Origin of the sequence: Rubrivivax soli, from assembly GCF_049810355.1 — a bacterium.
In the GTDB taxonomy this organism is placed as follows: Bacteria; Pseudomonadota; Gammaproteobacteria; order Burkholderiales; family Burkholderiaceae_C; genus Rubrivivax.
This window is the reverse complement of the sequence record NZ_CP187368.1, coordinates 2080776-2102208: the sequence shown is the minus strand read 5'-3', so window position 1 is coordinate 2102208 and position 21433 is coordinate 2080776. Positions and strand designations below refer to the sequence as shown.

General features: G+C 72.6%; 22 protein-coding genes. 6 read left to right on the top strand and 16 right to left on the bottom strand.

Translation table 11 applies throughout. The features are described 5' to 3' along the window. Positions 1–55: 55 nt before the first annotated feature. Positions 56–2221 carry an alpha/beta hydrolase gene (locus tag ACPOLB_RS09555; RefSeq protein ID WP_425261108.1) on the top strand — a complete coding sequence of 722 codons (2166 nt, stop codon included), beginning with the start codon at positions 56–58 and terminating at the stop codon, positions 2219–2221. 25 nt (positions 2222–2246) lie between these two features. Here ACPOLB_RS09555 and ACPOLB_RS09550 read toward each other — a convergent pair whose 3' ends face one another. From ACPOLB_RS09550 to soxC, 15 genes are all read right to left on the bottom strand, one after another. Further along, entirely contained in the window at positions 2247–4016 is a 1770-nt protein-coding gene (locus ACPOLB_RS09550; protein WP_425261107.1) for a SulP family inorganic anion transporter, read from the bottom strand. Continuing rightward, entirely contained in the window at positions 4013–4426 is a 414-nt protein-coding gene (locus ACPOLB_RS09545; RefSeq protein WP_425261106.1) for an ArsR/SmtB family transcription factor, read from the bottom strand. Before ACPOLB_RS09545 ends, ACPOLB_RS09550 begins: the two co-directional genes overlap by 4 nt. A gap of 16 nt (positions 4427–4442) precedes the next feature. Continuing rightward, a complete protein-coding gene (locus ACPOLB_RS09540) occupies positions 4443–4763 on the bottom strand; it encodes a c-type cytochrome (RefSeq protein ID WP_425261105.1) in 321 nt (106 codons plus the stop codon). Between the two features lie 96 nt (positions 4764–4859). Further along, the gene (locus ACPOLB_RS09535; protein ID WP_425261104.1) at positions 4860–5369 is read right to left on the bottom strand and encodes a TlpA disulfide reductase family protein; all 510 of its coding nucleotides are present in this window, start codon (positions 5367–5369) and stop codon (positions 4860–4862) included. After that, positions 5366–6322: an MBL fold metallo-hydrolase gene (locus ACPOLB_RS09530; protein ID WP_425261103.1), complete on the bottom strand. Its 957-nt coding sequence runs from the start codon at positions 6320–6322 to the stop codon at positions 5366–5368. Before ACPOLB_RS09530 ends, ACPOLB_RS09535 begins: the two co-directional genes overlap by 4 nt. Beyond that, positions 6319–6957, bottom strand: a complete 639-nt coding sequence (locus ACPOLB_RS09525; protein WP_425261102.1) for a c-type cytochrome — start codon at positions 6955–6957, stop codon at positions 6319–6321. Before ACPOLB_RS09525 ends, ACPOLB_RS09530 begins: the two co-directional genes overlap by 4 nt. A gap of 33 nt (positions 6958–6990) precedes the next feature. Next, on the bottom strand, positions 6991–8097 hold the full coding sequence (locus ACPOLB_RS09520; protein ID WP_425261101.1) for a YeeE/YedE family protein: 1107 nt from the start codon (positions 8095–8097) through the stop codon (positions 6991–6993). A gap of 21 nt (positions 8098–8118) precedes the next feature. Beyond that, the gene (locus ACPOLB_RS09515; protein ID WP_425261100.1) at positions 8119–8532 is read right to left on the bottom strand and encodes a DsrE family protein; all 414 of its coding nucleotides are present in this window, start codon (positions 8530–8532) and stop codon (positions 8119–8121) included. 49 nt (positions 8533–8581) lie between these two features. Next, positions 8582–10321: a thiosulfohydrolase SoxB gene (soxB, locus tag ACPOLB_RS09510; protein WP_425261099.1), complete on the bottom strand. Its 1740-nt coding sequence runs from the start codon at positions 10319–10321 to the stop codon at positions 8582–8584. Positions 10322–10390: 69 nt separating this feature from the next. Continuing rightward, the gene (gene soxX, locus ACPOLB_RS09505) at positions 10391–11038 is read right to left on the bottom strand and encodes a sulfur oxidation c-type cytochrome SoxX (RefSeq protein WP_425261098.1); all 648 of its coding nucleotides are present in this window, start codon (positions 11036–11038) and stop codon (positions 10391–10393) included. 20 nt (positions 11039–11058) lie between these two features. Beyond that, positions 11059–11862, bottom strand: coding sequence for a sulfur oxidation c-type cytochrome SoxA (gene soxA / locus ACPOLB_RS09500; protein WP_425261097.1), 804 nt, complete (start codon positions 11860–11862; stop codon positions 11059–11061). A gap of 61 nt (positions 11863–11923) precedes the next feature. Further along, the gene (gene soxZ / locus ACPOLB_RS09495) at positions 11924–12235 is read right to left on the bottom strand and encodes a thiosulfate oxidation carrier complex protein SoxZ (protein ID WP_425261096.1); all 312 of its coding nucleotides are present in this window, start codon (positions 12233–12235) and stop codon (positions 11924–11926) included. Between the two features lie 122 nt (positions 12236–12357). Continuing rightward, positions 12358–12816 carry a thiosulfate oxidation carrier protein SoxY gene (gene soxY / locus ACPOLB_RS09490; protein WP_425261095.1) on the bottom strand — a complete coding sequence of 153 codons (459 nt, stop codon included), beginning with the start codon at positions 12814–12816 and terminating at the stop codon, positions 12358–12360. 74 nt (positions 12817–12890) lie between these two features. Continuing rightward, positions 12891–14000 carry a c-type cytochrome gene (locus ACPOLB_RS09485; protein WP_425261094.1) on the bottom strand — a complete coding sequence of 370 codons (1110 nt, stop codon included), beginning with the start codon at positions 13998–14000 and terminating at the stop codon, positions 12891–12893. Further along, positions 13984–15360: a sulfite dehydrogenase gene (soxC, locus tag ACPOLB_RS09480; RefSeq protein ID WP_425261093.1), complete on the bottom strand. Its 1377-nt coding sequence runs from the start codon at positions 15358–15360 to the stop codon at positions 13984–13986. Before soxC ends, ACPOLB_RS09485 begins: the two co-directional genes overlap by 17 nt. A 207-nt stretch (positions 15361–15567) precedes the next feature. On the opposite strand from soxC, the gene ACPOLB_RS09475 reads away from it, so the two are divergent. Genes ACPOLB_RS09475 through ACPOLB_RS09465 form a run of 3 tightly spaced genes read left to right on the top strand, consistent with a single transcriptional unit; the run spans position 15568 to position 17531 of the window. Beyond that, positions 15568–16026 carry a YeeE/YedE family protein gene (locus ACPOLB_RS09475; RefSeq protein ID WP_425261092.1) on the top strand — a complete coding sequence of 153 codons (459 nt, stop codon included), beginning with the start codon at positions 15568–15570 and terminating at the stop codon, positions 16024–16026. Beyond that, the gene (locus tag ACPOLB_RS09470; protein WP_425261091.1) at positions 16023–16433 is read left to right on the top strand and encodes a DUF6691 family protein; all 411 of its coding nucleotides are present in this window, start codon (positions 16023–16025) and stop codon (positions 16431–16433) included. The genes ACPOLB_RS09475 and ACPOLB_RS09470 overlap by 4 nt, the downstream gene beginning before the upstream one ends. A gap of 21 nt (positions 16434–16454) precedes the next feature. Then, on the top strand, positions 16455–17531 hold the full coding sequence (locus ACPOLB_RS09465) for a rhodanese-like domain-containing protein (RefSeq protein WP_425261090.1): 1077 nt from the start codon (positions 16455–16457) through the stop codon (positions 17529–17531). Position 17532: 1 nt separating this feature from the next. On the opposite strand, the gene ACPOLB_RS09460 is transcribed toward ACPOLB_RS09465, so the two are convergent. After that, complete coding sequence (locus ACPOLB_RS09460; RefSeq protein ID WP_425261089.1) at positions 17533–19098, bottom strand: class I adenylate-forming enzyme family protein; 1566 nt, start codon at positions 19096–19098, stop codon at positions 17533–17535. A gap of 117 nt (positions 19099–19215) precedes the next feature. Between ACPOLB_RS09460 and ACPOLB_RS09455 the strand changes: the two genes are divergently transcribed. Then, the gene (locus tag ACPOLB_RS09455; RefSeq protein WP_425261088.1) at positions 19216–20967 is read left to right on the top strand and encodes a sensor domain-containing diguanylate cyclase; all 1752 of its coding nucleotides are present in this window, start codon (positions 19216–19218) and stop codon (positions 20965–20967) included. 31 nt (positions 20968–20998) lie between these two features. Further along, positions 20999–21373 carry an ATPase with chaperone activity gene (locus ACPOLB_RS09450; protein ID WP_425261087.1) on the top strand — a complete coding sequence of 125 codons (375 nt, stop codon included), beginning with the start codon at positions 20999–21001 and terminating at the stop codon, positions 21371–21373. Positions 21374–21433 lie beyond the last annotated feature (60 nt).

The window sequence follows — 21433 nt, the reverse complement described above, 5'->3', positions numbered from 1 at the left end:
GCTTGCGCCGCGCAGCAGCTTTGTTAGATTTCGTTGCACACCCCGCCGCCCGCCGATGCCGACGCACCTTGCCCCACCACCTTGCCGGCGCCGCCTGCCCGGCCTGCCAGGGCTGGCCGCGGCGCTGCTGTGCGTGGCCGCCCTGCTGGCCGGCTGCCTGGGCACCACGGCGGTGAACGATCCTGCGGCCTGGGTGCCCGCGCCGCTGGCCGATGCCGGGGTGATGCCCGACGCGCGCGACCAGCTCGTCCCGCAGCCCACCCGTGCCGTGGTGCTGGGCGCGGCCGAGTCGCCCTCCGCCGGCGCGGCCTCGCTGGGCGCAGCCGCGGTGGCAGCGACCGAGCAGGTGCTGGCCTCGGCAGGGATCGACGTGGTCGATGCCCGGCTGGCCCGGCGCCTGGCGCAGCAGCTCGCGCTGGCCGAGGCCACGGGCCGGTCCAGCAGCACGGGTGCCGAGGTGGCCGACCTGGTGCTGCGGGTCGAGCTGTTGTCGGCCAGCACGGCGCCGCGGTCGTCGCCGGGCTTTCGGTTCCGCGACGCGCAGGGGCGCGATGTCCAGGTGCCGGCGCGGCAGGAGCTGCAGGCGCGGGTGCTGCTGCAGCTGCGTGTGCACGACGCGCGCAGCCTGCGCCTGCTGGAGCATCTGCCGGCCGAGGGCCTGGCGGCGCGTGCGCTCGTGGCCGGGGCGGTGCCCGCAGACACGGCCAGCCTGCTGCGCGAGGCCACTGCCGACGCGCTGCGGCAGGCGGCCGGCCCGCTGCTGGCGGCGGTGCTGCCGCCTGCGGTGGTGGTCGAGCGGCGGGTGCAGGGCAGCCGCTCGCTCTTCCGCGTGCTGGTTGGCGGCGTGCGCGCACCGGCGGTGGGCGACACGGTGCAGATCGTGTCGCAGCCGATCCGCGCGGCAGCACGGCCGGCCGAGACGCTGGTGGTGGCCCGGGGGCAGGTGGCGGGGCCGAAGCAGGCAGACTTCTTCTGGGTGCTGGTCGACGACGCGCAGCAAGGCGAGGCCGTGCGCCGTGGCGACCGGGTGCAGGTGGTGGCGGGTGGTGCGGGGTTGCTCGGCGGTTTGTTCGAATCCGGAGGCCGCCTCGCCGGGTTGACGGGCAGCATGCAACGGCCGCTTCCGGCCACCGCTGCCGAACCCGTGCACGTGCCGGTGCTGTTCGGCACCAACCGCGCGAAGACCGGGCGCAATGCCGCGCCGTCGTACTTCGGTGCCAGCGAATCGACCGCGGCCTCCGAACAGCGGCTGACGCTGGGACGGGTGCGCGTCAGCGTGCCGCCGAAGCGGCGCCAGGGCGAGATCCCGCGGCCACCGGCGGTGTGGGTGGCGCTGGAGGCGCTGAGCACCTCGCCACCGGCGAACCTGCTGGGGCTGCCTCGGCTGGCGGCGGCCGATCCGCAGCGCCACTTCAGCCTGGCCGGGCCGGTCGAGGAGTTCGAGCCGCCGGCCTTCGCCGCGTTGCTGCGCCGCTCGGTCGAGGCCACGCGCACGAAGAGCGCGCTGGTGTACGTGCACGGTTTCGCCAACAGCTTCGAGGACGCCGCCTTCCGTGCCGCGCAGTTCAGCCACGACCTTGCCGACGAGGGCTACGACGTCGCGCCGGTGCTGTTCAGCTGGCCGTCCGACCCCGGCCCCTACAACTACGGCGCGGCCAGCGGGCGCATCTGGTCGGCCGGCAAGCAGCTTGCGATGTTCCTGCGCCAGCTCACCGCCACCACCGGGGCGGGCGTGGTGCACCTGGTCGCCCACAGCCAGGGCGCACAGGTGCTGGGCCAGGCGCTGGACGAACTGCGGCTGGACGGGCTGCAGGCCGCCGGGCCCGACGGCCGCACGCCCGTCCCGCGCTTCCGCGAGATCGTGCTGGCCGCGCCCGACATCCGCGCCGCCGACTTCCGCAGCATCGTGCTGCCCGCGGTGCGCAGCGGGCACAACGTGACGAACTACGTCTCGTCCAACGACGCCGCGCTGCGCCTGTCGGGCCGCGTCAACGAAGACGCCCGCGCCGGCGACGCCGTGGGCACCGGCATGCTGGTGGACGGCGTGCGCACCATCGACGTCACCGCGGTCAATGCCGAGCCGATCGGGCATTCCAGCTTCGCCGATTCGCCACGCGTCATCGCCGACATCCGGGCCCAGCTGCAAGGCCGCCGCCCCGAGGAACGGCGGCTGCTGCCGGTGCAACGTGGCACGCTGCAGTACTGGGAGTTGCGCGACTGAAGCCCGCCCGCCCCGGCCGCCGTGCTCAGCCGGTGGCGGGCGGTGCGGCCACCACCTCGGGCGTCAGCGCCGCCACGGCCTGGTAGTGCGACAGGAACACCCTGCCGCTCAGGCCTTGCAGGAAGTCGCTGCGCTGCAGGCGGTCCATCACCGGGCCCTTCACTTCCGACAGGTGCAGCGCGATGCCGGCCGCGCGCAGGCGCAGGTCGATGGCTTCCAGGCTTTCCAGCGCGCTCGCGTCGATGTCGTTGATGGCCGAGCACTGCAGCACCACGTGGCGCAGCGCCGGCTGCGCCGCCACGGCGTCGTTGATGCGGTCCTCCAGGCTGCGCGCGTTGGCGAAGTACAGGCTCTCGTCCACGCGCAGGCTCAGCAGCGCCGGGCTCGTGCGCACGGCGTGGCGCAGCACGTTGCGGAAGTGCTCGGTGCCCGGCACCAGCCCGACGCTGGCGATGTGCGGCCGGCTCGTGCGCAGCAGGTACAGCGCCAGCGACAGCAGCACGCCCGCGAGCAGGCCGGTTTCCACGCCCAGCGCCAGCGTGCCCACCAGCGTGGCGGCGACCGCGGCGAAGTCGGCGCGGGCATAGACCCAGGTGCGGCGCAGCACGCTGAAGTCCACCAGCGACAGCACCGCCACGACGATGGTGGCCGCCAGCGTGGCCTGCGGCAGGTGGTGCAGCGCCGGCGTCAGCAGCAGCGACGCGGCCAGGATGCCTAGAGCGGTGTAGGCCCCGGCCGCCGGCGTGCGCGCGCCGGCATCGAAGTTCACCGCCGAGCGCGAGAAGCCGCCGCTGACCGGCAGGCCACCGGTGCAGGCCGCGCCCAGGTTGCTGGCGCCCAGCGCCAGCAGTTCCTGGTTGGGCTCGATGCGCTCGCGCCGCCGCGCCGCCAGCGTCTGTCCCACCGACACCGACTCGACGAAGCCCACCACGCTGATCAGCAGCGCCGGCAGCGCCAGCGCCTGCCACAGCGCGGGGTCGAACGACGGCCAGGTCAGCGGCGGCAGGCCCTGCGGGATGTGCCCCACCACCTGCACGCCCTGGCCCTGCCAGTCCAGCGCCCACGACAGCGCGGTGCTGACGGCGATGGCCGCCACCGGCGCGGCCTTGGTGGCCATGTCGGCCGCCCGCGGCGACAGGCTGGCGCGCTGCAGCAGCGGCTTCAGCCCGCGCCGCACCCACAGCAGGAAGGCGGTGGCGCACACGCCCACGGCCAGCGTCAGGCCGTGCACGTTGCCGAGCTGGCGCGCCAGCGCGGGCAGCAGCGTCAGCAGGTCGTGGCCGCTGGCCTGCACGCCCAGCAGCGTCTTCAGCTGCGTGGCGGCGATGAGCAGGCCCGAGGCCGAGACGAAGCCCGAGATCACCGGGTGGCTCAGGAAGCTGGCCAGGAAGCCCAGCCGCAGCAGCGCCATGGCCAGCAGCATCGCCCCCGACAGGAAGGCCAGCGTCAGCGCAGCCGCAACGTGGGCCGGCGTGCCGGCGGCGGCCACGCCGCCGATGGCCGCCGCCGTCATCAGCGACACCACGGCCACCGGCCCCACGGCGAGCGCGCTGCTGCTGCCGAACACCGCGTACAGCAGCAGCGGCGCCACGCTCGCGTACAGGCCCACTTCGGCCGGCAGGCCCGCCAGCAGCGCGTAGGCCAGGCTCTGCGGGATCAGCATCAGCGTCACGATGCCCGCCGCCAGCAGGTCGGCCCCCAGCGCCTCGCGGTCGTACTGGCGGCTCCACTGCAGGCACGGCAGCGTCCGGGCCAGGACCTGGGCCAGGCCGCCCGGCCGCGAGCCGGTGTTCACCGCAGGCCGGGACGCAGCAGCCGTTCGGCCGAAGGCAGGCTGGCGTCGGCGTCGAGCTCCAGCGCCACCTGGGTGCAGACCGCGCGGCACAGCGTGGCCACGCGCTCGCTCTGCAGCCGGTAGAAGATCTGCGTGCCCTCGCGGCGCCGGCCCAGCACGCCGGCACGGTACAGCGTGGCCAGGTGCTGCGACATGTTGGGCTGCGTGGTGTCGATCTGCGCCAGCAGGTCCGACACGTTGCGCTCGCCCTGGCAGACCGCGCTGATGATCTTCAGCCGCACCGGCGTGGACAGCAGGCCGAAGAGTTCGGCCGCCGACTCGAAGACCTGGTCGTCCTCACGCACCGCGGGCACCACGGGCACGGCCGCGGGCTCGGGTGCAGGGGCGGCGGCGGGGCGTTCGGTCTTCATGCGGCGGCCTGCGGCGTCACTTGGCGCCGCCCAGCACCCAGGCGGCCAGGGTCTTGGCGTCGGCCTCGCTCAGGTTGGGCTGCGCCGGCATCGGCACCGGGCCCCACTTGCCCGAGCCGCCCTTGCGGATGCTGGCGGCCAGCAGGTCGGCGGCGTCCTTCTGGCCGGCGTACTTCTTGGCCACCTCCTGGTAGGCCGGGCCGACCAGCTTGCGGTCGACCGCGTGGCAGGCCATGCAGGCGTTCTTGGTGGCCAGTTCCTTGCTGGCCAGCGCCGGCAGGCTGCTGGTGGCGAGGACGGCGGCTGCGATGGTGGCCAGGACGGGGAAACGGTTCACGGGAGCTCCAGGATGCTGAAAGGAGGAAAGGAGGCTGATTCGTTGCTCAATGATATTCGGCCGCATGGATGCCGGCGGGCGGGAAAGCACGGGGCGTCATGCCGCGCGCGGCGGCAGTGCCAGGCGGCTGAACTGCAGCACGTCGTCTTCGCTCATCTCGCCGGGGATCACCAGGCCGCGGCGGCCGTCGGCGCCGATGCTGCTGGTCAGCGGCACGACGCGGCGGCTGCTGAACTGCCGCCGCAGCCGGCCGTCGTCCAGGGCCACCGGGAAGTGCAGCCGCTGCGCCGCCATCGCCCGCCGCGCCGCGGCCGCGTCGGCCGCATCGACCACGCCCAGCACACGCAGGCGCTGCGGGTCGCTGGCGCGGAACAATTGCTCGACATGCACGTTGTGGCGCTTGCAGTAGCCGCACCACGAGGCCCAGAACACCACTACCGCCGGCACGCCCTGCAGCCCCTGCGGGCCGACCCCGGCCTCGCCCAGCCAGGGCAGCGGCGGCCAGTCGATGACCGGTGCCGGATCGGCGTGCGCCGCCGCCGGCAGCAGCGCCAGGGCGAGCACCGTGCGCCGGTGGAGGGTGTGGCGGGGCAGGGCGGTCGTCATCTGCCGGCCTGCTCCATCAGCAGGTAGGTGTTGTAGGCGTTGATGCGGTTGGCGGCGCGGAACAGCGGCAGGCGCTCGAAGCGCGACCAGTCGGTGGCGGCGTAGGCGTCCTCGAACGGTTCCAGGTTGGCCGCGGCGTCGCCCATGCGCTGGCGCAGGTAGACGAGGTAGTCGCGCGTGAGCTGCAGGTCGGGCACCGGGTCGTCCGACACCGGCCCGTGGCCCGGCACCACCAGGGCCGGCTTCAGCGCGATGAGGCCGTCGAGCGCGGCGATCCAGCCGCGGCTGTCGGCCTGGCCGACGAACGGGATGCGGCCGCGGAACACCAGGTCGCCGGCCACCAGCACGCGCGCGGACTCGATGAACACCACCAGGTCCTCGCGCGTGTGCGCCGGGCCCACGTGGCGGATGTGCAGCCGCTCGCCGCCGAGTTCGAGCACGGTGTCGCCGTCGAGCCAGCGGTCGGCCGGCACCAGGCGCGTCTGCGCGTCGATCCACGGTGCCAGTTCCTGCCGGCTCGCCTGCAGGCGCAGCTTCGCGGTGTCCGAGCCCAGGTACTCGCGCCCGTTGCGCTGCGCCCAGATGCTGGCACCGGCGTCCTGGAACACCTGCAGGCCGTAGATGTGGTCGGCGTGGTAATGCGTGACGATGACGTGGCGCACCGGCAGCGGCGTCACGCGCCGCACGGCGGCCAGCAGTTCCTGCGCCAGCACCGGCGCGCCCAGCGCGTCGATGACGACCACGCCCGCCGGCGTGACGACGAAGGCCGCGTTCGAGATGAAGTTGCGGTTGGCCGGCGTGCCCAGCGCCGCCTCGCCCTGCACGAACCACACCTGCTCGGACACCTGCCGCGCCTGCAGCGGACCGGCCGCCTGCGCCCAGGCGCACAGGCCCAGCAGCAGCGCGGCGGCAGCGCTGCGCAGCCGTGTCGAGGTGGTGCGGGCGCCGGTCATTGCAATCCGCTCAGGTAGGCGGCCACGGCCTTGGTTTCCAGCTCGCTGAGCTTGCTGGCGATGCCGTGCATGACCGCGTTGTCGTTGGTGCGCTCGCGCTTGTTGAACTGCTTGAGCTGGTTCTCGGTGTACTGCGCGTGCTGGCCCGCCAGGCGCGGCAGCGTGGCGCTGCCCTGGGCCGTCGGGCCGTGGCAGGTGGCGCAGGCCGCCACGCCGGCGTAGGGGTTGCCACGCAGGTAGACGAAGCGGCCGACCTGCGCCAGGTCGGAGTCCTCGACCGCATGCGCGTGCGTGGGCCGGCTCGCGAACCAGGTGCCGAGTGCCTGGAAGTCGGCCGCCGTCAGCCCTTCGACCATCGGCTGCATCGTGCTGCTGCGGCGCTTGCCCGAGGCGTAGTCGGCCAGCTGCCGCGCCACGTAGGCCGCGTTCTGGCCCGCCAGCCGCGGGAAGGCCGGGCTGGAGCTCTCGCCGTCGGCGCCATGGCAGATGAAGCACTTGCCCTGCACGATCTCCTCGGCGCGTGCGAGGTCGGCCGCGGCTGCCGGCGTGCACAGTGCGGCGGTGCAGGCCAGGGCAGACAGCAACGGCAGCAGCCGGGTGGTGGTGCGGTTGGCGCGGGCGGGGAATGCAGGCACGGATCGGATCTCCTGAAGTCGGCGGCCGGGCGTTCAGATGCCGCTGCCGGCGATGAAGCTGCGCGAGCCGGGCACGGCCTGGTCGAGCGGGCCGGCCGGCCGCTGGTCGACCAGGCGGTCGGTCACAGCTGCGGCCCCCCACATCGCCACCAGCGTGACCCACGCCGTGGCGGTGAAGACGGCCGCACCCGACAGGCCCGCACCGACCGCGCAGCCGCCAGCCAGCATGCCGCCGAAGCCCATGCACATGGCGCCGACGATGTAGCGCGGCATGCCGGCGCCGCCCTGGAAGCCTTCGAGCCGCAGCTCGCCGAACAGCAGCGCCGCGAGGAACGAGCCCAGGAACACGCCGGGCACGAGGCCGAGGTCGAAGTTCAGCGGCTTGTCGCTGACGAAGAGCACGCGGTTCAGCAGTTCTGCCGAGGGCCCGGTGAAGCTGAGCGCCTGGATCGGGTGCGGATCGAACGCGACGGTGGAGACGGCATAGGTGAACCACCAGGCCGCGGCAATCGCCAGCCCCACACCGATGGCGCCGGCCCAGCCCCACACGGGCACGCGCTGGCGGCGTGCCCAGACGATGGCCGCCAGCAGCCAGACGCCGGCGAACAGCACGGCGCCGCCGTGGCCGATGCCGGTGCGCGCGATCAGGTCGCGCGGCGGGCCGCCTTCGATGGTCCACCACTCGGAGATCGCGAGGCGCAGCGGCGACAGCGCACCCGTCAGCGCCGCCTGCGCGGTGACCGCGAACACCAGCCCCGACAGCAGCGACCGCAGGTTGCCCTGCGCCGCCAGCACCAGCAGCCGGCTCGAGCAGCCGCGCGCCAGGATCATGCCCACGCCGAACAGCGCGCCGCCCACCGCCGCGCCCGACAGGCTGCCGCGCGCGGCGATCTGGCGCGCGTTGCCGGCGTCGAACAGGCCGGCCCAGGCGAGCAGCTGCGTTGCGCCCACCGCGGTGGCGAAGGCGAACAGCCAGACCGTGAGCTTGCCGCCCATCTGGTTGCGGGCGAACTCGATCACCGCCGAGCGCAGGCAGAAGCGCGAGCGCTGCGCCATGAAGCCGAACAGCAGGCCGATCAGCAGCGCGCCGACGGCCAGCGTGCCGTTCTCGCCCAGGCGTTCGATCCAGCGCTCCAGCATCGCGGCCCCGGGGTTGCGGCGTCAGGGCTTGATGTAGGCCGCGCCGCCGTGCTGCAGCTTGGCGATGCGCAGCACGCCCGAGGGCGTGAAGTCGGCTTCCTGGATGAAGGCGTCGCGCTTCAGGTTGCGGTTCTTCAGCGTGATCTCGCAGATCTCGAACGTCACGCCGCGGCTCTTCAGCGCCGAGACCAGCGGCGCGTACTCGGTGCCGTTGGCGGCCTTCGCGCCTTCCATCAGCATGTCGATGCCTTCGGCGTGCGTGACCACGGTGATCTTCGCGCTGGCGTCGGTCTCGATGTGGTTGCGCACGTTGCGCAGGCCCTTCAGGCCCTGCGCCGCGGCGTTGTCGAAGTGGTAGACGACCTGGTCCTGGGCGAAGGCTGCCGTGGCGGCCAGCGCCAGCGTCAGGGTTGCGGCGAGGTGCTTGATGTGCATGGATGTCTCCTGGGGGAAGCCGCGATTGTTGTGCCGCGCGCAGCCGGGGTCAGCCGCGTGCGATGCCGGGGTTGCCGGCCGTGCCCACCAGCTTCGGGGCGTTGATGCGGCGCGGCTTCACGCGGCCGCCCTGCGCCTTCAGCCACGTCTCGACCAGCTCCCAGACCGGCTTCGTGCCCGGGGCGTTCTTCGCCTCTTCGGCCACCGGCGCCCAGCCCGCGACCTTGTAGGTCCTGCCGGCCTCGATGGGCTTGCCGTGCAGGCGCATGTCGGAGATGCGTGCGCCCATCCTCTCGCCCGGCGTCATCGTGTACTGCAGCCCGCCCACGCGCACCATGTCACCGCCCTGCTGGTAGTAGGGGTCGGGGTTGAACAGGTTGTCGGCCACGTCCTCGAGGATGGTCTTGATCATCTCGCCGCGCATCTCGGTCAGCGTGGCGTAGGGGTAGGTGATGGCCAGCTGGTCCATCAGCAGTTCGCGCGTGATCGTGTCGCCCGGCAGCAGGCTGGTGCCCCAGCGGAAGCCGGGGCTGAAGGCGATGTCGGCGCCCTGCACGTCGATCAGCGCGTCGCAGATCAGCTGGTCCCAGCTGCCGTTGAAGTTGCCGCGGCGGTACAGCAGGCCGTCGCTGACCGCCAGCTTCTCGGCCAGCTTGGCTTCGTACGGCGCACGCACCTTCGTGATCAGCGCGTCCATCTCGGGGTCGGGCCGCAGCTGGTTGGCGAACACCGGCAGCAGCCGGTAGCGGTAGTCCACCAGCTTGCCGCCCTGCACGTCGAAGTCCATCACGCCGAGGAACTTGCCGTTGCTGCCGGCATTGGTGACCAGCGTCGTGCCGCCGGCGTTCTTCACCGGCACGGCCACCGGCACGCCGTCGTGCGTGTGGCCGCCGAAGATGGCGTCGATGCCACGCACGCGGCCGGCCATCTTCAGGTCGACGTCCATGCCGTTGTGCGACAGCACCACGACGAGCTGCGCGCCCTTGCCGCGGGCTTCGTCGACCATCGCCTGCATGTTCTCGTCCTGGATGCCGAAGGCCCAGTCGGCGACCATGTAGCGCGGGTTGGCGATGGGCGTGTACGGGAAGGCCTGGCCGATGATGGCCACCTTCACGCCGTTCATCTCGCGCAGCGTGTAGGGCGCGAACACCGGGTCGCCGAAGTCGTTGGTCTTGACGTTCTGGGCCACGAAGTCGATGCGGCCCTTGAAGTCCTTGTCGACGATCTCCTTCACGCGCTCCATGCCGTAGGTGAATTCCCAGTGGCCCGTCATCACGTCCACGCCCAGCAGCTTGCAGGCGTCGACCATGTCCTGCGCGTTCGTCCACAGGCTGGTGGCGCTGCCCTGCCAGGTGTCGCCGCCATCGAGCAGCAGCGCGCCGGGGCGGCTGGCCTTGAGCATCTTCACCAGCGTCGCCAGGTGCGCGAAACCGCCCACGCGGCCGTAGCGCCGCGCGGCCTTCTCGAAGTCGATGTAGGTGAACGCATGCGCCTGCGGCGTGCCCGGGCGCACGCCGGCGGCCTTCAGCAGGTGCTCGCCCACCAGGTGCGGCAGCTGGCCCTGCATGCCGGCCAGGCCCAGGTTGACGCTGGGCTCGCGGAAGTAGATGGGCTTGAGCTGCGCGTGGCAGTCGGTCATGTGCAGCAGCGAGACGTTGCCGAAGCGCGGCAGCTCGTACAGGCCCTGCTGCGCCGTGGCGGCGTCGGCGTCGGCGTAGCGGCCCAGCGCCATGCCGGCGGCCGATGCCGACGCCAGCACCTGGAGGAAGTCGCGCTTGGAAAGATTCATGGTTCAGCAATCAATGATCTATGGCGCCGGAAAATGGGCCCGGCCTTGCGGCGGGCCCTGCGGGCGAGGTTACTGGTTGACCGGTGACTTCGGGTCCAGCAGCAGCGCCATGATGTGGCGGATCTGGTCTTCGTCGAGCAGCCTGGCATGGCCGAAGCGCGGCATGTTCGAACAGGCCGCGTAGGCCTTGCTGTTCCACAGCTTGCCCCAGGTGTACTGCACGATGGGAGCGGCCGTGGGATCGGTGACGTCCTTCACGCCACGCAGCTTGCCGTAGTTCCACAGCGACGGGCCGATCGTGCCGAAGGAGATCTCCTTGTTGTCGATCTGGTGGCAGTTGTAGCACTGCGCGCCGTTGTCCTTGGTGGCGGTGCTGGTGTCGGTCCAGGTCATGCCGCGTCCGTTCTGCGCCAGGCGCTCGCCGATGCGCCAGTCGCCCAGGTACTGGCCCCCGGCGGGCCAGCGGATGGACGCCATCGCTTCGGCCTCGACGCGCTTGGCCACGTCGTCGGCGGGCGGCTGCGCGCTGGAGCACGCGGCCTGGCCGAGGTCCTGCTGGATGCGGTCGACCTTGGCGATGCCCTGGTCGCGGAACGAGGCCTTGATCATGGCCGCGGCCTGCGCGTCGAGTTCGGGGCCCGAGGGCAGGCTGGCGCAGCCGGCCAGCAGGGCGGCGGCGGCCACCGCGCCGGCGAGGAGGAGATGCTTGTTCTGCATGGATGCGTCCCGGTGGAGGTTCAGCGCTTGATGGCCGGTGCGATGGACTCGGCGCCGCGGGCATTGATGCCCATGTAGCTGCCCAGGGCGATGGTCACGTCCGAGGCGAAGCCCGGGTACGGGAAGCGCTGCTGGCGGAAGCAGTCGTTCAGCCGCAGCTGCATGCTCCACATCTGGCCGTTGCTGACGCGGTAGGCGGGCCATGCCGCGAAGCCGACGCCGTCGCCGGGGTTCTTGGTCAGGTTGGGCAGGTCCTGCAGCCGGATGCGCTGGCCGTCGACGCCGTGGCACGAGGCGCACGAGAAGTCCATCGGCCCGCCGCGGTAGAAGAAGGCGCGCTTGCCCAGTTCGTAGAAGCGCTTCTCCTCGACGTGACCGGTGGGCAGGTTGAACTTCATGCCGCGCGACGACGCCGCGATCCAGGTGGCGAGCGCGGTGACGTTGGCCATCTCGCCGCGCCCGAAGGCGGTGGCGGCGATGGCCTTGCCGTCGAAGCCCTGCAGCGTGGCCATGCAGGTCACGAGGCGGTCCTCGAGGTCCTGCACCTTCTGCGTGTCGGCGAAGTAGCGCGGCAGCTCGACGAAGGCGCCCTTCACCACGCCCGGGCCCTTGCCCAGGTCGCAGGCCTCGAGCGAGGCGTTCTTCGGGCCGCGCTTCTGCTTCCAGAGCTCTTCGCCCTTCATCTCGAACAGTTCGGCCGGGTTGCCGTCCTCGAGCATCTTGCGGTACTCGGCGATGCCGTCGGCGGCCGATTTCTGCGCCAGTGCGGCGGCCGGCAGGGCCACCGCCGCAGCGGCGAGCGTCAGGGTGAAGAGTGGGTGCATGTCTCGTGCGCTTTCTTGTGGTGGGCCCGGGCGCCGGGGCGGGTGGTGCGGCGGCCTGCGGTCAGGAGACCGTGGCTTCGTCGGTGCGGCTGTCGCCCTTGTTGTCCTTCCAGGTCACGGCGATCTTGTCGCCGGCCTTCGCGCCCTTGACCGCGAACTGCATGAACGGGTTCTTGGACACCGACGGGCCCCACTGGGCGCTCAGCACCGGCTTGCCGTTGTGGGTGGCGGTGACCTCCTGGATGAACCAGGCGGGGATCGTCTTGCCGGCGGCGTCCTTGCGCTGGCCGGTCTCCATCTCGTGGCTCATCAGCACGCGCACGGTGGCCTTGTCACCGGCGGCTTGGGCGCGAATGCGCATCGGGTCTGCCATGAATCTCTCCTAAAAATCGTGTTGACTACATCAAGCGGCCGCCGCGGACCCGGCTTCGCCGGGCCGCCAGCGGCGCCCCCTCGAGGGGGAAGCGCCGCCAGGCGCTTCGGGGGTGGGCGAGTTCATCCGCCGCAGCCGCCCAGCGTGACCTTGATTTCCTTGGTCGCGAAGAACATCTTGCCGTCGGCCGTCTGGGCCACCGCGTAGACGTTGGACGACTGGCCCATCTTCACGCGCGTGGCGAAGCTGGCGTCCACCGCGTCGCTGACCTCGAAGATGGCGGCCAGCACGCTGGGGTTCTTCTCGACCAGCACCAGCAGGCGCTTCACGCCCGGCAGCGTGGTCGACACCGTCACCGGCACCACGGCGCCGTTCTCGGCGATGTCGGGGCCGGTCAGCGTGACGTCCTTGCTCTCGGCGGGCGCGCCCGCGCCCAGGGCCTTGGCCACGTCGGCCAGCGTCTTGCCTTCGAAGGCGCCTGCGTTCCACGCCGCCAGGGCGTGCTGCGGCAGCAGGCCGGCGCCGGCCAGCAGTGCGGCGACCTTGGCCGAGTGGGACAACAGGGTGCGGCGGTTCAGCATCGGAGACTCCTTTATGCGTATACGGTAATGAATCCAGGGTCGCTGCAGCAGGGGGCGAACCCGGACGTTGACGACTATTTTCCGGCCCCTGAGGCCAGCCACTGCGCGATCAGCTTCGCATCGGCTTCCGGCAGGGTCTGCGCCGGCATCGGGATGGGGCCCCAGACACCCTGGCCGCCAGCGCGGATCTTGCCCAGCAGGTAGGCCTCGGCATCGGCCCGACCCTGGTATTTCACCGCGATCTCGCGCAGGCCGGGGCCGACGATCTTCTTGTCCACACCGTGGCATGCGGTGCAGGTGTACTTCTGCGCGGCGGCCAGTGCCGCAGCGGCGGGGCTGGCCGGCGCCGCGGGGCGCGGCGCGGTGGCCACCGCCGTGGCGACCGCAGCCGCAGCGGCCGCCGTGGCCGGCGCAGGCCGGGTGGTGTCGGCGCCGCGCTGCGGGCCCACCGGGCGCTGCTGTTCGGCGAGGTTGCCGTGGTTGTTGCGTGCGTGGTCCGGCAGGAACGACGCCAGTTTGGGCTCGGTGGCGCAGTTCGTCATGCACGCGGTGCCCTGCACGTCGGGCTTGCCGTGGCCCAGGGTCTTGCCCGGCCACAGGCCGTGCTGGGTGCTCATGCCGTTGCGGTTGGGCAGGCGCTGCTGCACCTCGGCGATGTTGCGGTCCGACAGCACGAAGCTGTCGGGCAGCACGCCGCCCAGGTTCAGCACGTAGGCGGTGACGGCGTAGACCTCCTCGGTGCTCAGCGACTTCGGCGCGTTCCAGGGCATGGCGCGGTTGATGTAGTCCCACAGCGTCGAGACGCTGGAGAGCTTCATCATCGTCGTGCGGCCCGGGAAGCTGGGGTCGAGCAGCCGCGCCGTGCGACCGGTGCGGACGTCGTCGGCCGTGGTGCCGCCGATCAGCGGCGAGAAGGTCTCGTTGCTCTCGCCGAAGACGCCGTGGCAGGAGGCGCACTTCGCTTCCCAGACCTCCATGCCCTTGGCCACCGAGCCCGACCCTGCGGGCAGGCCCTTGAAGTCGGGGCGCACGTCGATGTCCCAGGCCTGCACCTCGGGCGCCGTGGCGGCGCGGCCGATGCCGGGGTAGGCCGCCGGCTGCGCCACGGCGGCAGCGCCCGCCAGGGCCAGCAGGCTCAGCAGGACCCGCGCAGGCGCGGTGCGGCGCTCACGACAGCTGGACATTCTTCACCTCGCCGCTTTCCTGCACGAGCCAGGACTGGATCGCGTTGTTGTGGTAGATCGACCGGCTGCCGCGCACGGCGCGCAGCTGGCGGTAGGCCGGCTGCACGTGGCCGGTGTCGTCGGTGGCGCGGCTCTGCACGATGGCGGGCTTGCCGTCCCAGGCCCAGTCGAGCGAGAAACGCGTCAGGCACTTGCTCATCACCGGGTCCTGCAGGCGCGCGCGCTTCCAGTTGCGGCCGCCATCGACCGAGACATCGACGTGGCGGATCCTGCCGCGGCCCGACCAGGCCAGGCCGCTGATCTGGTAGTAGCCGCGGTCCAGCAGCACCTGGCCGCCGGACGGCGTGGTGACCACGCTCTTCACTTCCTGCGTGCTGCTGTACTGGCGGTGGGTGCCGTCGGGCATCAGGTCCACGTAGTGCAGCACCTCGTCCTTGGCGCCGTAGGGCTGGTCGCCCACCTCGATGCGGCGCAGGTACTTCACCCAGCTGACGCCCTGCACGCCCGGCACCACCAGGCGCAGCGGGTAGCCGTTCTCGGGGCGCAGCATCTCGCCGTTCTGGCCGTAGGCGACGAGCACCTCGCCGCTCTCGATCAGCTCCATCGGCACGGTGCGCGTCATGCTGGAGCCGTCGGCGCCCTCGGCGAGCACGAAGCGGCCGCGCTTATAGTCGACGCCGGCCATGTCGAGCAGGATCTTCAGCGGCACGCCGGTGAACTCGCTGCAGCTCAGCATGCCGTGCGTGTACTGGCACGTGGGCACGGCGACGTTGCCCCACTCCATGCCCGAGTTGGCGCCGCACTCGATGAAGTGGAACCGGCTCACCGAGGGCAGGCGCATGATCTCGTCGACGGTGAAGACCATCGGACGCTTCAGCATCCTGTCGTCGCTGCCGTTGACCATGAGCCGGTGCTTGCTCGGGTCCACGTCCCACCAGCCCTGGTGGTGGCGCTCGAAGTGCAGGCCGCTGGGCGTGACGATGCCGAACAGCGATTGCAGCGGCGCGAACGACACCGAGGCCTGCGTGGTCTGCGTCAGCCCGGGGCTGGGCCGGCGCTGCACGTTGCCCTCGTACTTCGACGGCAGGCCGTAGCCCGGCGTGGCCACCGGCTGGCCGAGGCCGCGGCTGTGCTCGGGCAGGGTCAGGATGTTGCTGTCGCCGCCGCCTGCGGGCACCGGATTGGCCTGCGCCAGCGCCGCGGGTGCCGCCGTGCCGGCCAGCGCCGCGGCGAAGGCGCCGCGCACGAAGTCGCGGCGGCCGGCCTTGGCCTCGCGGAAGACGGTGCGCACGCCGTCGCTGTCGATGAAGTTCTCGGGGGCCTTCTGGAGGCGCCCCGACCGCTGTTCGTCGGAACCCACGTTCGCTCCTTGCCTGGGCCGGCACCGCTGCACAGGTGGTGCATCGAAATATGCCAGTACACGGATATTAGGCGTGGCGAATGGATACGGTGTTAGGTATTTACCCTGGCCCGGAGGCCGCGTTCGTGCGGTGCATCAACACTTTATGATGAACGGAACTGATACCCCCACCCCCACCTTTCTCCGGACTGCAGCGAGGCTTTCGACATGGACATCGACTGGACCCGTTTCACCCCCTGGACCGCGCTGGCGGGCGGTGCCGTGCTCGGCCTGGGAACGGCGCTGTACCTGCTGGGCAGCGGGCGCATCGCGGGCATCGCGGGCATCGTGGCCAGCCCGATGCAGGCGCTGTTCCGGGGCGCGCCGTGGCGGCCCGAAGTGAACCGCCTGCTCTTCGTGCTGGGCCTGCTGCTGGCGCCCTGGGCGTGGCAGCTCGTGGCGCCGCTTCCGGCGGCGGCGGTGGACGTGGGCACGGCCGGGCTCGTGGTGGCCGGGCTGCTGGTGGGCTTCGGCGCGCGCATGGGCAACGGCTGCACCAGCGGCCACGGCATCTGCGGGCTGAGCCGCTTCTCGCTGCGCTCGCTGGTCAACGTGCTGGTGTTCATGGCCGCGGGCTTCGCCACCGTGTTCGTGCTGCGCCACCTGCTGCCCGGGGTGGCGGCATGAGCGCGTTCTTCGGTCTTGCCAGCGGCCTGGTGTTCGGCCTGGGCCTGCTGCTGGCCGGCATGGCCGACCCGGCCAAGGTCAAGGCCTTCCTGGACCTGGCCGGCGCGTGGGATCCGAGCCTGGCCTTCGTGATGGGTGGCGGCATCGCGATCGGCGTGGTGGCGTTCGCACGCGCGCGGCGCCGCACGCGGTCGTGGAGCGGCAGCCCGATGGAGGTCCCGACGCTGCGCCGGATCGACCTACGGCTGGTGGCGGGCGGGTTGCTGTTCGGCGTCGGCTGGGGCATCGCCGGCTTCTGCCCGGGGCCGGCGCTGGTGGCCCTCGGCAGCGGCATGCAGGCGGCCTGGGTCTTCGTGCCTGCGATGCTGGTGGGCATGATCGCCCACGACCGCCTGTTCCAGCGCTGACCACACCGGACCACCACCACCATGCCGATCTTCCGCCAGCTCTTCGACACCACGTCCTCGACCTACACCTACCTGCTGGGCGACGCCGCAGCCGGCGAGGCCGTGCTCATCGACCCCGTGTTCGAGCACGTGCAGCGCGACACCGCGCTGCTGCGTGAACTGGGCCTGCGCCTGGTGGCGACGCTGGACACGCACGTGCACGCCGACCACGTCACCGCGGCCTGGCTGCTGCAGCAGCGCACGGGCAGCCGCATCCTGCTGGCCGGTGCGGCCACCGCCGTCAACGTCGACCGGCCGCTGCAGCACGGCGACCGCATCGCCTTCGGCAGCCGCCACCTGGAAGTGCGCGCCACGCCGGGCCACACCAGCGGCTGCCTGACCTACGTGCTCGACGACCACAGCCGGGCCTTCACCGGCGACGCGCTGCTGATCCGCGGCTGCGGCCGCACCGACTTCCAGCAGGGCAGCCCGCAACGGCTGTTCCGATCGGTGCGCACGCAGATCCTGTCGCTGCCCGACGACTGCCTGCTCTACCCCGGCCACGACTACCGCGGCGTCACCGTCACCAGCGTGCGCGAGGAGAAGCGCTTCAACCCGCGACTGGGCGGCGACGTCGACGAGGCCGACTTCTGCGGCTACATGGACCACCTGGGGTTGCCGCATCCGAAGCTGATGGACATCGCCGTGCCGGCGAACATGCGCTGCGGCCAGCCCGACGGCCATGGCGCGCCGGCGCCCGAGCCCGGCTGGGCGCCGCTGGTCTACACCTTCGGCGGCATCTGGGAGATCCAGCCGCAGACGCTGCTGGAGCGCGCCCGCGAGCTGCAGCTGGTGGACGTGCGCGAGCCGTCCGAGTTCACCGGCGTGCTGGGCCACATCGCCGGCGCGCGGCTGGCGCCGATGGCGCAGCTGGCCGACCACCTGTCGGCGCTGGACCCGCAGCGCCCGGTGGTGGCGGTGTGCCGCTCGGGCGCGCGGTCGGCGCAAGCCACGGTGCTGCTGCGCAAGGCCGGATTCACCCAGGTGGCCAACCTGGCCGGCGGCATGCTGCGCTGGAACGCCGAGGCGCTGCCGGTGGTGGGGGCCGCGGCAGACTGACTCAACTGCCGGCGACCCAGGCGTCGCGCAGTTCGCGCTTGAGCACCTTGCCGATGGCGCTGCGCGGCAGCTCGGGCAGCAGCCGCAGGCCGGCCAGGCGCTGCGTCTTGCCGACCTGGCCGTTGAACCAGCTGCGCAGTGCCTCGGCGCTGTCGTCGTGCCCCGCGGCCCGCACCACGTAGGCCACCGGCGTCTCACCCCACTCGGGGGACGGCACGCCCACCACGGCCGCGTCGGCCACGGCCGGGTGGCGGCGCAGCACGGCTTCCAGGTCGCTCGGGTAGATGTTGAAACCGCCGCTGATCAGCATGTCCTTGCGCCGGTCCTGCAGCACCAGGAAGCCGTCGTCGTCGAAGCGGCCGACGTCGCCGGTGCGGATGAAGCGCCGGCCTTCGGCGTCGTGCCAGGTGGCCTCGGCCGTCTGCTGCGGCCGGCGGTGGTAGCCGGTCATCATGGCCGGCGAGCGGCCCACCACCTCGCCGCTGCCAGCGCTGGCGCCGCCGGGCGTGCGCGGCACCTCGACACCCTGCTCGTCGATGAGGCGGACGTCGTGGCCCTCGGACGGCTGGCCCACCGTGTGCAGCTTCGCCGGGTGCAGGTGGGCCTGCAGCACCACGGTGCCGCCGCCTTCGGTCATGCCGTAGTACTCGGTCAGGCCGCCGGGCCAGCGCCGCAGCACCTCGGACTTCAGCGCGGCGTGGAAGGGCGCGCTGGTGCTGAACTTGTGCGTGAAGCTGCGCAGGTCGAAGCGGTCGAAGTCGGGGTGCGCCAGCAGGCGCTGGTACTGCACCGGCACCAGCATCGTGTGCGTGGCGCGCACGCGCTCGGCCAGCGCGAGGTAGGCGCCGGCATCGAACTTCGGCATCAGCACCAGGCGGCTGCCCCAGGCCAGCGCCGGAATCGCGCAGACCAGCGTGGTGTTGCTGTACAGCGGCGTGGCCACCAGCGTCACCGTGCCGGGGCCGTAGCCCGACAGCCGGCCGCGCTGGATGTGCACCCAGCGCATCGCGTGCGGTTGCACGATGCCCTTGGGCGTGCCCGTGGTGCCCGACGAGTAGATCAGGTTGAAGGGCTGGTCGGGCGCGACCTCCACCGGCGCGGGCCGGCTGCCCGGTGCGGGCAGCCAGGCGCCCAGGCCGGGCAGCCCCGGCGTGTCGTCCAGCGCCACCACGGGCGCCGGCCAGGCCACGCCCAGGGGCGCCGTCTCGGCGTCGACGAAGACCAGCGCGGCCTCGGCATCCGCCGCCATGGCCGCCAACTGCGCGGCCGTGGCGCCGGGCGCCAGCGGCGCCAGCGCCGCACCGGCCCGCAGCGTGCCGACGAACAGCGCGACGTACGCGATGCGCGAGGTGGCGCACACCGCCACCACGCGCCCGGGGCCGATGCCGCGCTGCTGCAGCCCGGCGGCAATGCGGTCGGCCAGCGCGTCGAAGTCGCGCCAGCACAGCTGGGTGTCGCCGACCTGCACGGCCACGGCGTCGGGCTGCTGGCGGGCGTGCGTGGCGATCATGTCGGGCCAGGTGCGGAACGCGGCGTCGGCAGCGGGGTGGGGGGCGGGAACGGCCATGCCCGCATTCTGCGGCGACGCGGGCGCTGCTTCAGCGCACGGCGCGGATGCCGATAAGTCTCCAGTGCGCCGGCGCCCGGCGTGTCGCGCCCTGCCCCGCCGCCTCTTCTGCCCGCCATGCCCCGCTCGTTCCAGTCCTTCCTGCCGCGCGGCTTCCGCGCCCAGCTGGTCTGCGCCTTCGTGCTGCTGGGCGCGCTGCTGTCGCTGTCGCTGTCGGCCGTGCTCGGTGCCTTGCTGGCGCGCAAGAGCGAGCGCGACGCCAGCGCCGCGCTGCACACCGTCGTGCACAACGCCTCGCAGCTGCTGGCCGAGGGCCTGCACCTGCGCCTGCGCGAAGTGCAGGTGCTGGCGGCCTCGCCCACGCTGTGGCAGGAGGGCATTGCCGCGCCGCGTGTCGGCCAGGCGCTGCTGCGCAGCCAGGCCACGCATCCCCACAGCGCCTGGATCGGCGTCGCCGACCCGCGCGGCGTGGTGCGCGTGGCCACCGGCCAGATGCTGGTCGGCCAGGACGTCGGCCAGCGCCCGTGGTTCCAGGCCGGCCTGCAGGGGCCGCACGTCGGCGACGTGCATCCGGCCAAGCTGCTGGCCGGCCTGCTGCCGCCGGGCAGCGACGGCGGCCCGCAGCGGTTCGTCGACTTCGCTGCGCCGGTGCTGCGCCAGGGCCGGGTGGTGGGCGTGCTGGGCATCCACGGCAGCTGGGACTGGACCCGCGCCACCATCGAATCACTGCTGCCCGCCGCCGAGCGCCGCGCGGGCCTGGAGGTCTTCGTCTTCGGCCGCGACGGCCAGCTGCTGTACGCGCCGGCCTCGGGTCTGCAGGCCCTGCAGGCCGCCGGACAGCGCAACCCGATGCCGCCGGCGGCAGCCCGCGCGCAGGACGACGTGCGTGCGCTGCGCTGGGCCGACGGTGGCGACTACCTCACCGCCGGCGTGCGCCTGCCCGCGCGCGACGCGGTCAGCGACCTGGGCTGGACGGTGGTGGCGCGGCAGCCGCTGGACGCGGCCTACGCCGAAGCCCGCGAGGGCGCCAGCACCGCGCTGCTGGTGGGTCTGCTGGCCACGGCCTGTGCCGCCGTGCTCGGTGCCTGGCTGGCCGGGCGCCTGACGCAGCCGCTGCGCCGCATCGCCGGCGACGCGCTGGCCGCGCAGTCGGCCCCCGAACCCACCGAGCTGCCGCCGCGCAGCGGCAACACCGAGGTCGAGCACCTGTCGCTGGCGCTGAACGGCATGACGCGGCGCCTGCTGCAGGCCAATGCCGAGCTGGAGGCCCGTGTGGCCGAGCGCACGCAGGCCCTCGAGCAGGCCAACGCCGCGCTGGCCCGGCTGGCGCACCACGACACGCTGACCGGGTTGCTGAACCGCCGCGGCTTCGACGCGCGCATGGCGGCGCTGGTCTCCAGCGCGCGGCGCCGCGGTGCGCCGCTGTCGCTGCTGCTGCTGGACGCCGACCACTTCAAGCAGGTGAACGACCACTTCGGCCACGCTGCCGGCGACGTGGTGCTGCAGACCATCGGTGCCACGCTGCGCAAGCGGCTGCGCGAGGTCGACCTGGTGGCGCGCATCGGCGGCGAGGAGTTCGTCGTCGTGCTCGCCGACACCGGCAGCCTGGGGGCCAGCCATGTCGCGGCCGCGCTGGTCGACGCGGTACGCTGCACGCCGATGCCGGGGGTCGGCCACGTCACGATCAGCTGCGGCGTGGCCGAGATGCAGGTGCACCTCGAGGGGCCCGACGCCGTGCTGCAGCGTGCCGATGACGCGATGTACACGGCCAAGCGCAGCGGCCGCGACCGCTGGTGCCTGGCGGCCGATGCCTGTGTCGACGCGGACACCGGCGACCGCGCCGAGGTGGCCGAGGCCGTGCCGCACTGAGGCTGCGCGCGGCTGGTATCGTGGACCGGCCATGCCGCCCCGCGCCCCCCACGACGACGCCGACACCTTCTCTGCCGACAGCCAGATCGTCGTGCCGCCGTCGTTCGTGGCCCTGTTCGTGCCGCCGGGCCGCATCAAGCCGACCGCGCCGCGCGCCGTCATCGCGCAGCGCCACGAGTTCTGCGACGACCTGGCGCAACTGCTGATGGAGCCGGCACGCACGCAGCAGTTCTCGCTGGGCATCACCGAACTTGACGTGCTGGAGCGCATGCACGCCGGCCTGCTGGGCGACGCCGCGGTGGTCAGCGCCGACGAAGCGCGCTGGGTGGTGTGCCGGCTGGCCGAACTGCTGGACTGGCCACAGCTGTTCGGCGCGGGCGCCGCGCCCGGGGTCGGACCCGCGTGAGTGTTGCGGCGTTGCGCACCGCCGCCCAGGTCTCGAGCGCCGCCGGCTGCTGCGCACGGG

What these genes read in the sequence shown, in the direction of transcription:
- ACPOLB_RS09555 (WP_425261108.1), top strand. Translation starts at nt 56, where the DNA reads ATGCCGACGCACCTTGCCCCACCACCTTGCCGGCGCCGCCTGCCCGGC.
- ACPOLB_RS09545 (WP_425261106.1), bottom strand. Translation starts at nt 4,426, where the DNA reads ATGAAGACCGAACGCCCCGCCGCCGCCCCTGCACCCGAGCCCGCGGCC.
- ACPOLB_RS09535 (WP_425261104.1), bottom strand. Translation starts at nt 5,369, where the DNA reads ATGACGACCGCCCTGCCCCGCCACACCCTCCACCGGCGCACGGTGCTC.
- ACPOLB_RS09530 (WP_425261103.1), bottom strand. Translation starts at nt 6,322, where the DNA reads ATGACCGGCGCCCGCACCACCTCGACACGGCTGCGCAGCGCTGCCGCC.
- ACPOLB_RS09520 (WP_425261101.1), bottom strand. Translation starts at nt 8,097, where the DNA reads ATGCTGGAGCGCTGGATCGAACGCCTGGGCGAGAACGGCACGCTGGCC.
- ACPOLB_RS09515 (WP_425261100.1), bottom strand. Translation starts at nt 8,532, where the DNA reads ATGCACATCAAGCACCTCGCCGCAACCCTGACGCTGGCGCTGGCCGCC.
- soxB (WP_425261099.1), bottom strand. Translation starts at nt 10,321, where the DNA reads ATGAATCTTTCCAAGCGCGACTTCCTCCAGGTGCTGGCGTCGGCATCG.
- soxX (WP_425261098.1), bottom strand. Translation starts at nt 11,038, where the DNA reads ATGCAGAACAAGCATCTCCTCCTCGCCGGCGCGGTGGCCGCCGCCGCC.
- soxA (WP_425261097.1), bottom strand. Translation starts at nt 11,862, where the DNA reads ATGCACCCACTCTTCACCCTGACGCTCGCCGCTGCGGCGGTGGCCCTG.
- soxZ (WP_425261096.1), bottom strand. Translation starts at nt 12,235, where the DNA reads ATGGCAGACCCGATGCGCATTCGCGCCCAAGCCGCCGGTGACAAGGCC.
- soxY (WP_425261095.1), bottom strand. Translation starts at nt 12,816, where the DNA reads ATGCTGAACCGCCGCACCCTGTTGTCCCACTCGGCCAAGGTCGCCGCA.
- ACPOLB_RS09485 (WP_425261094.1), bottom strand. Translation starts at nt 14,000, where the DNA reads ATGTCCAGCTGTCGTGAGCGCCGCACCGCGCCTGCGCGGGTCCTGCTG.
- ACPOLB_RS09475 (WP_425261092.1), top strand. Translation starts at nt 15,568, where the DNA reads ATGGACATCGACTGGACCCGTTTCACCCCCTGGACCGCGCTGGCGGGC.
- ACPOLB_RS09470 (WP_425261091.1), top strand. Translation starts at nt 16,023, where the DNA reads ATGAGCGCGTTCTTCGGTCTTGCCAGCGGCCTGGTGTTCGGCCTGGGC.
- ACPOLB_RS09465 (WP_425261090.1), top strand. Translation starts at nt 16,455, where the DNA reads ATGCCGATCTTCCGCCAGCTCTTCGACACCACGTCCTCGACCTACACC.
- ACPOLB_RS09460 (WP_425261089.1), bottom strand. Translation starts at nt 19,098, where the DNA reads ATGGCCGTTCCCGCCCCCCACCCCGCTGCCGACGCCGCGTTCCGCACC.
- ACPOLB_RS09455 (WP_425261088.1), top strand. Translation starts at nt 19,216, where the DNA reads ATGCCCCGCTCGTTCCAGTCCTTCCTGCCGCGCGGCTTCCGCGCCCAG.
- ACPOLB_RS09450 (WP_425261087.1), top strand. Translation starts at nt 20,999, where the DNA reads ATGCCGCCCCGCGCCCCCCACGACGACGCCGACACCTTCTCTGCCGAC.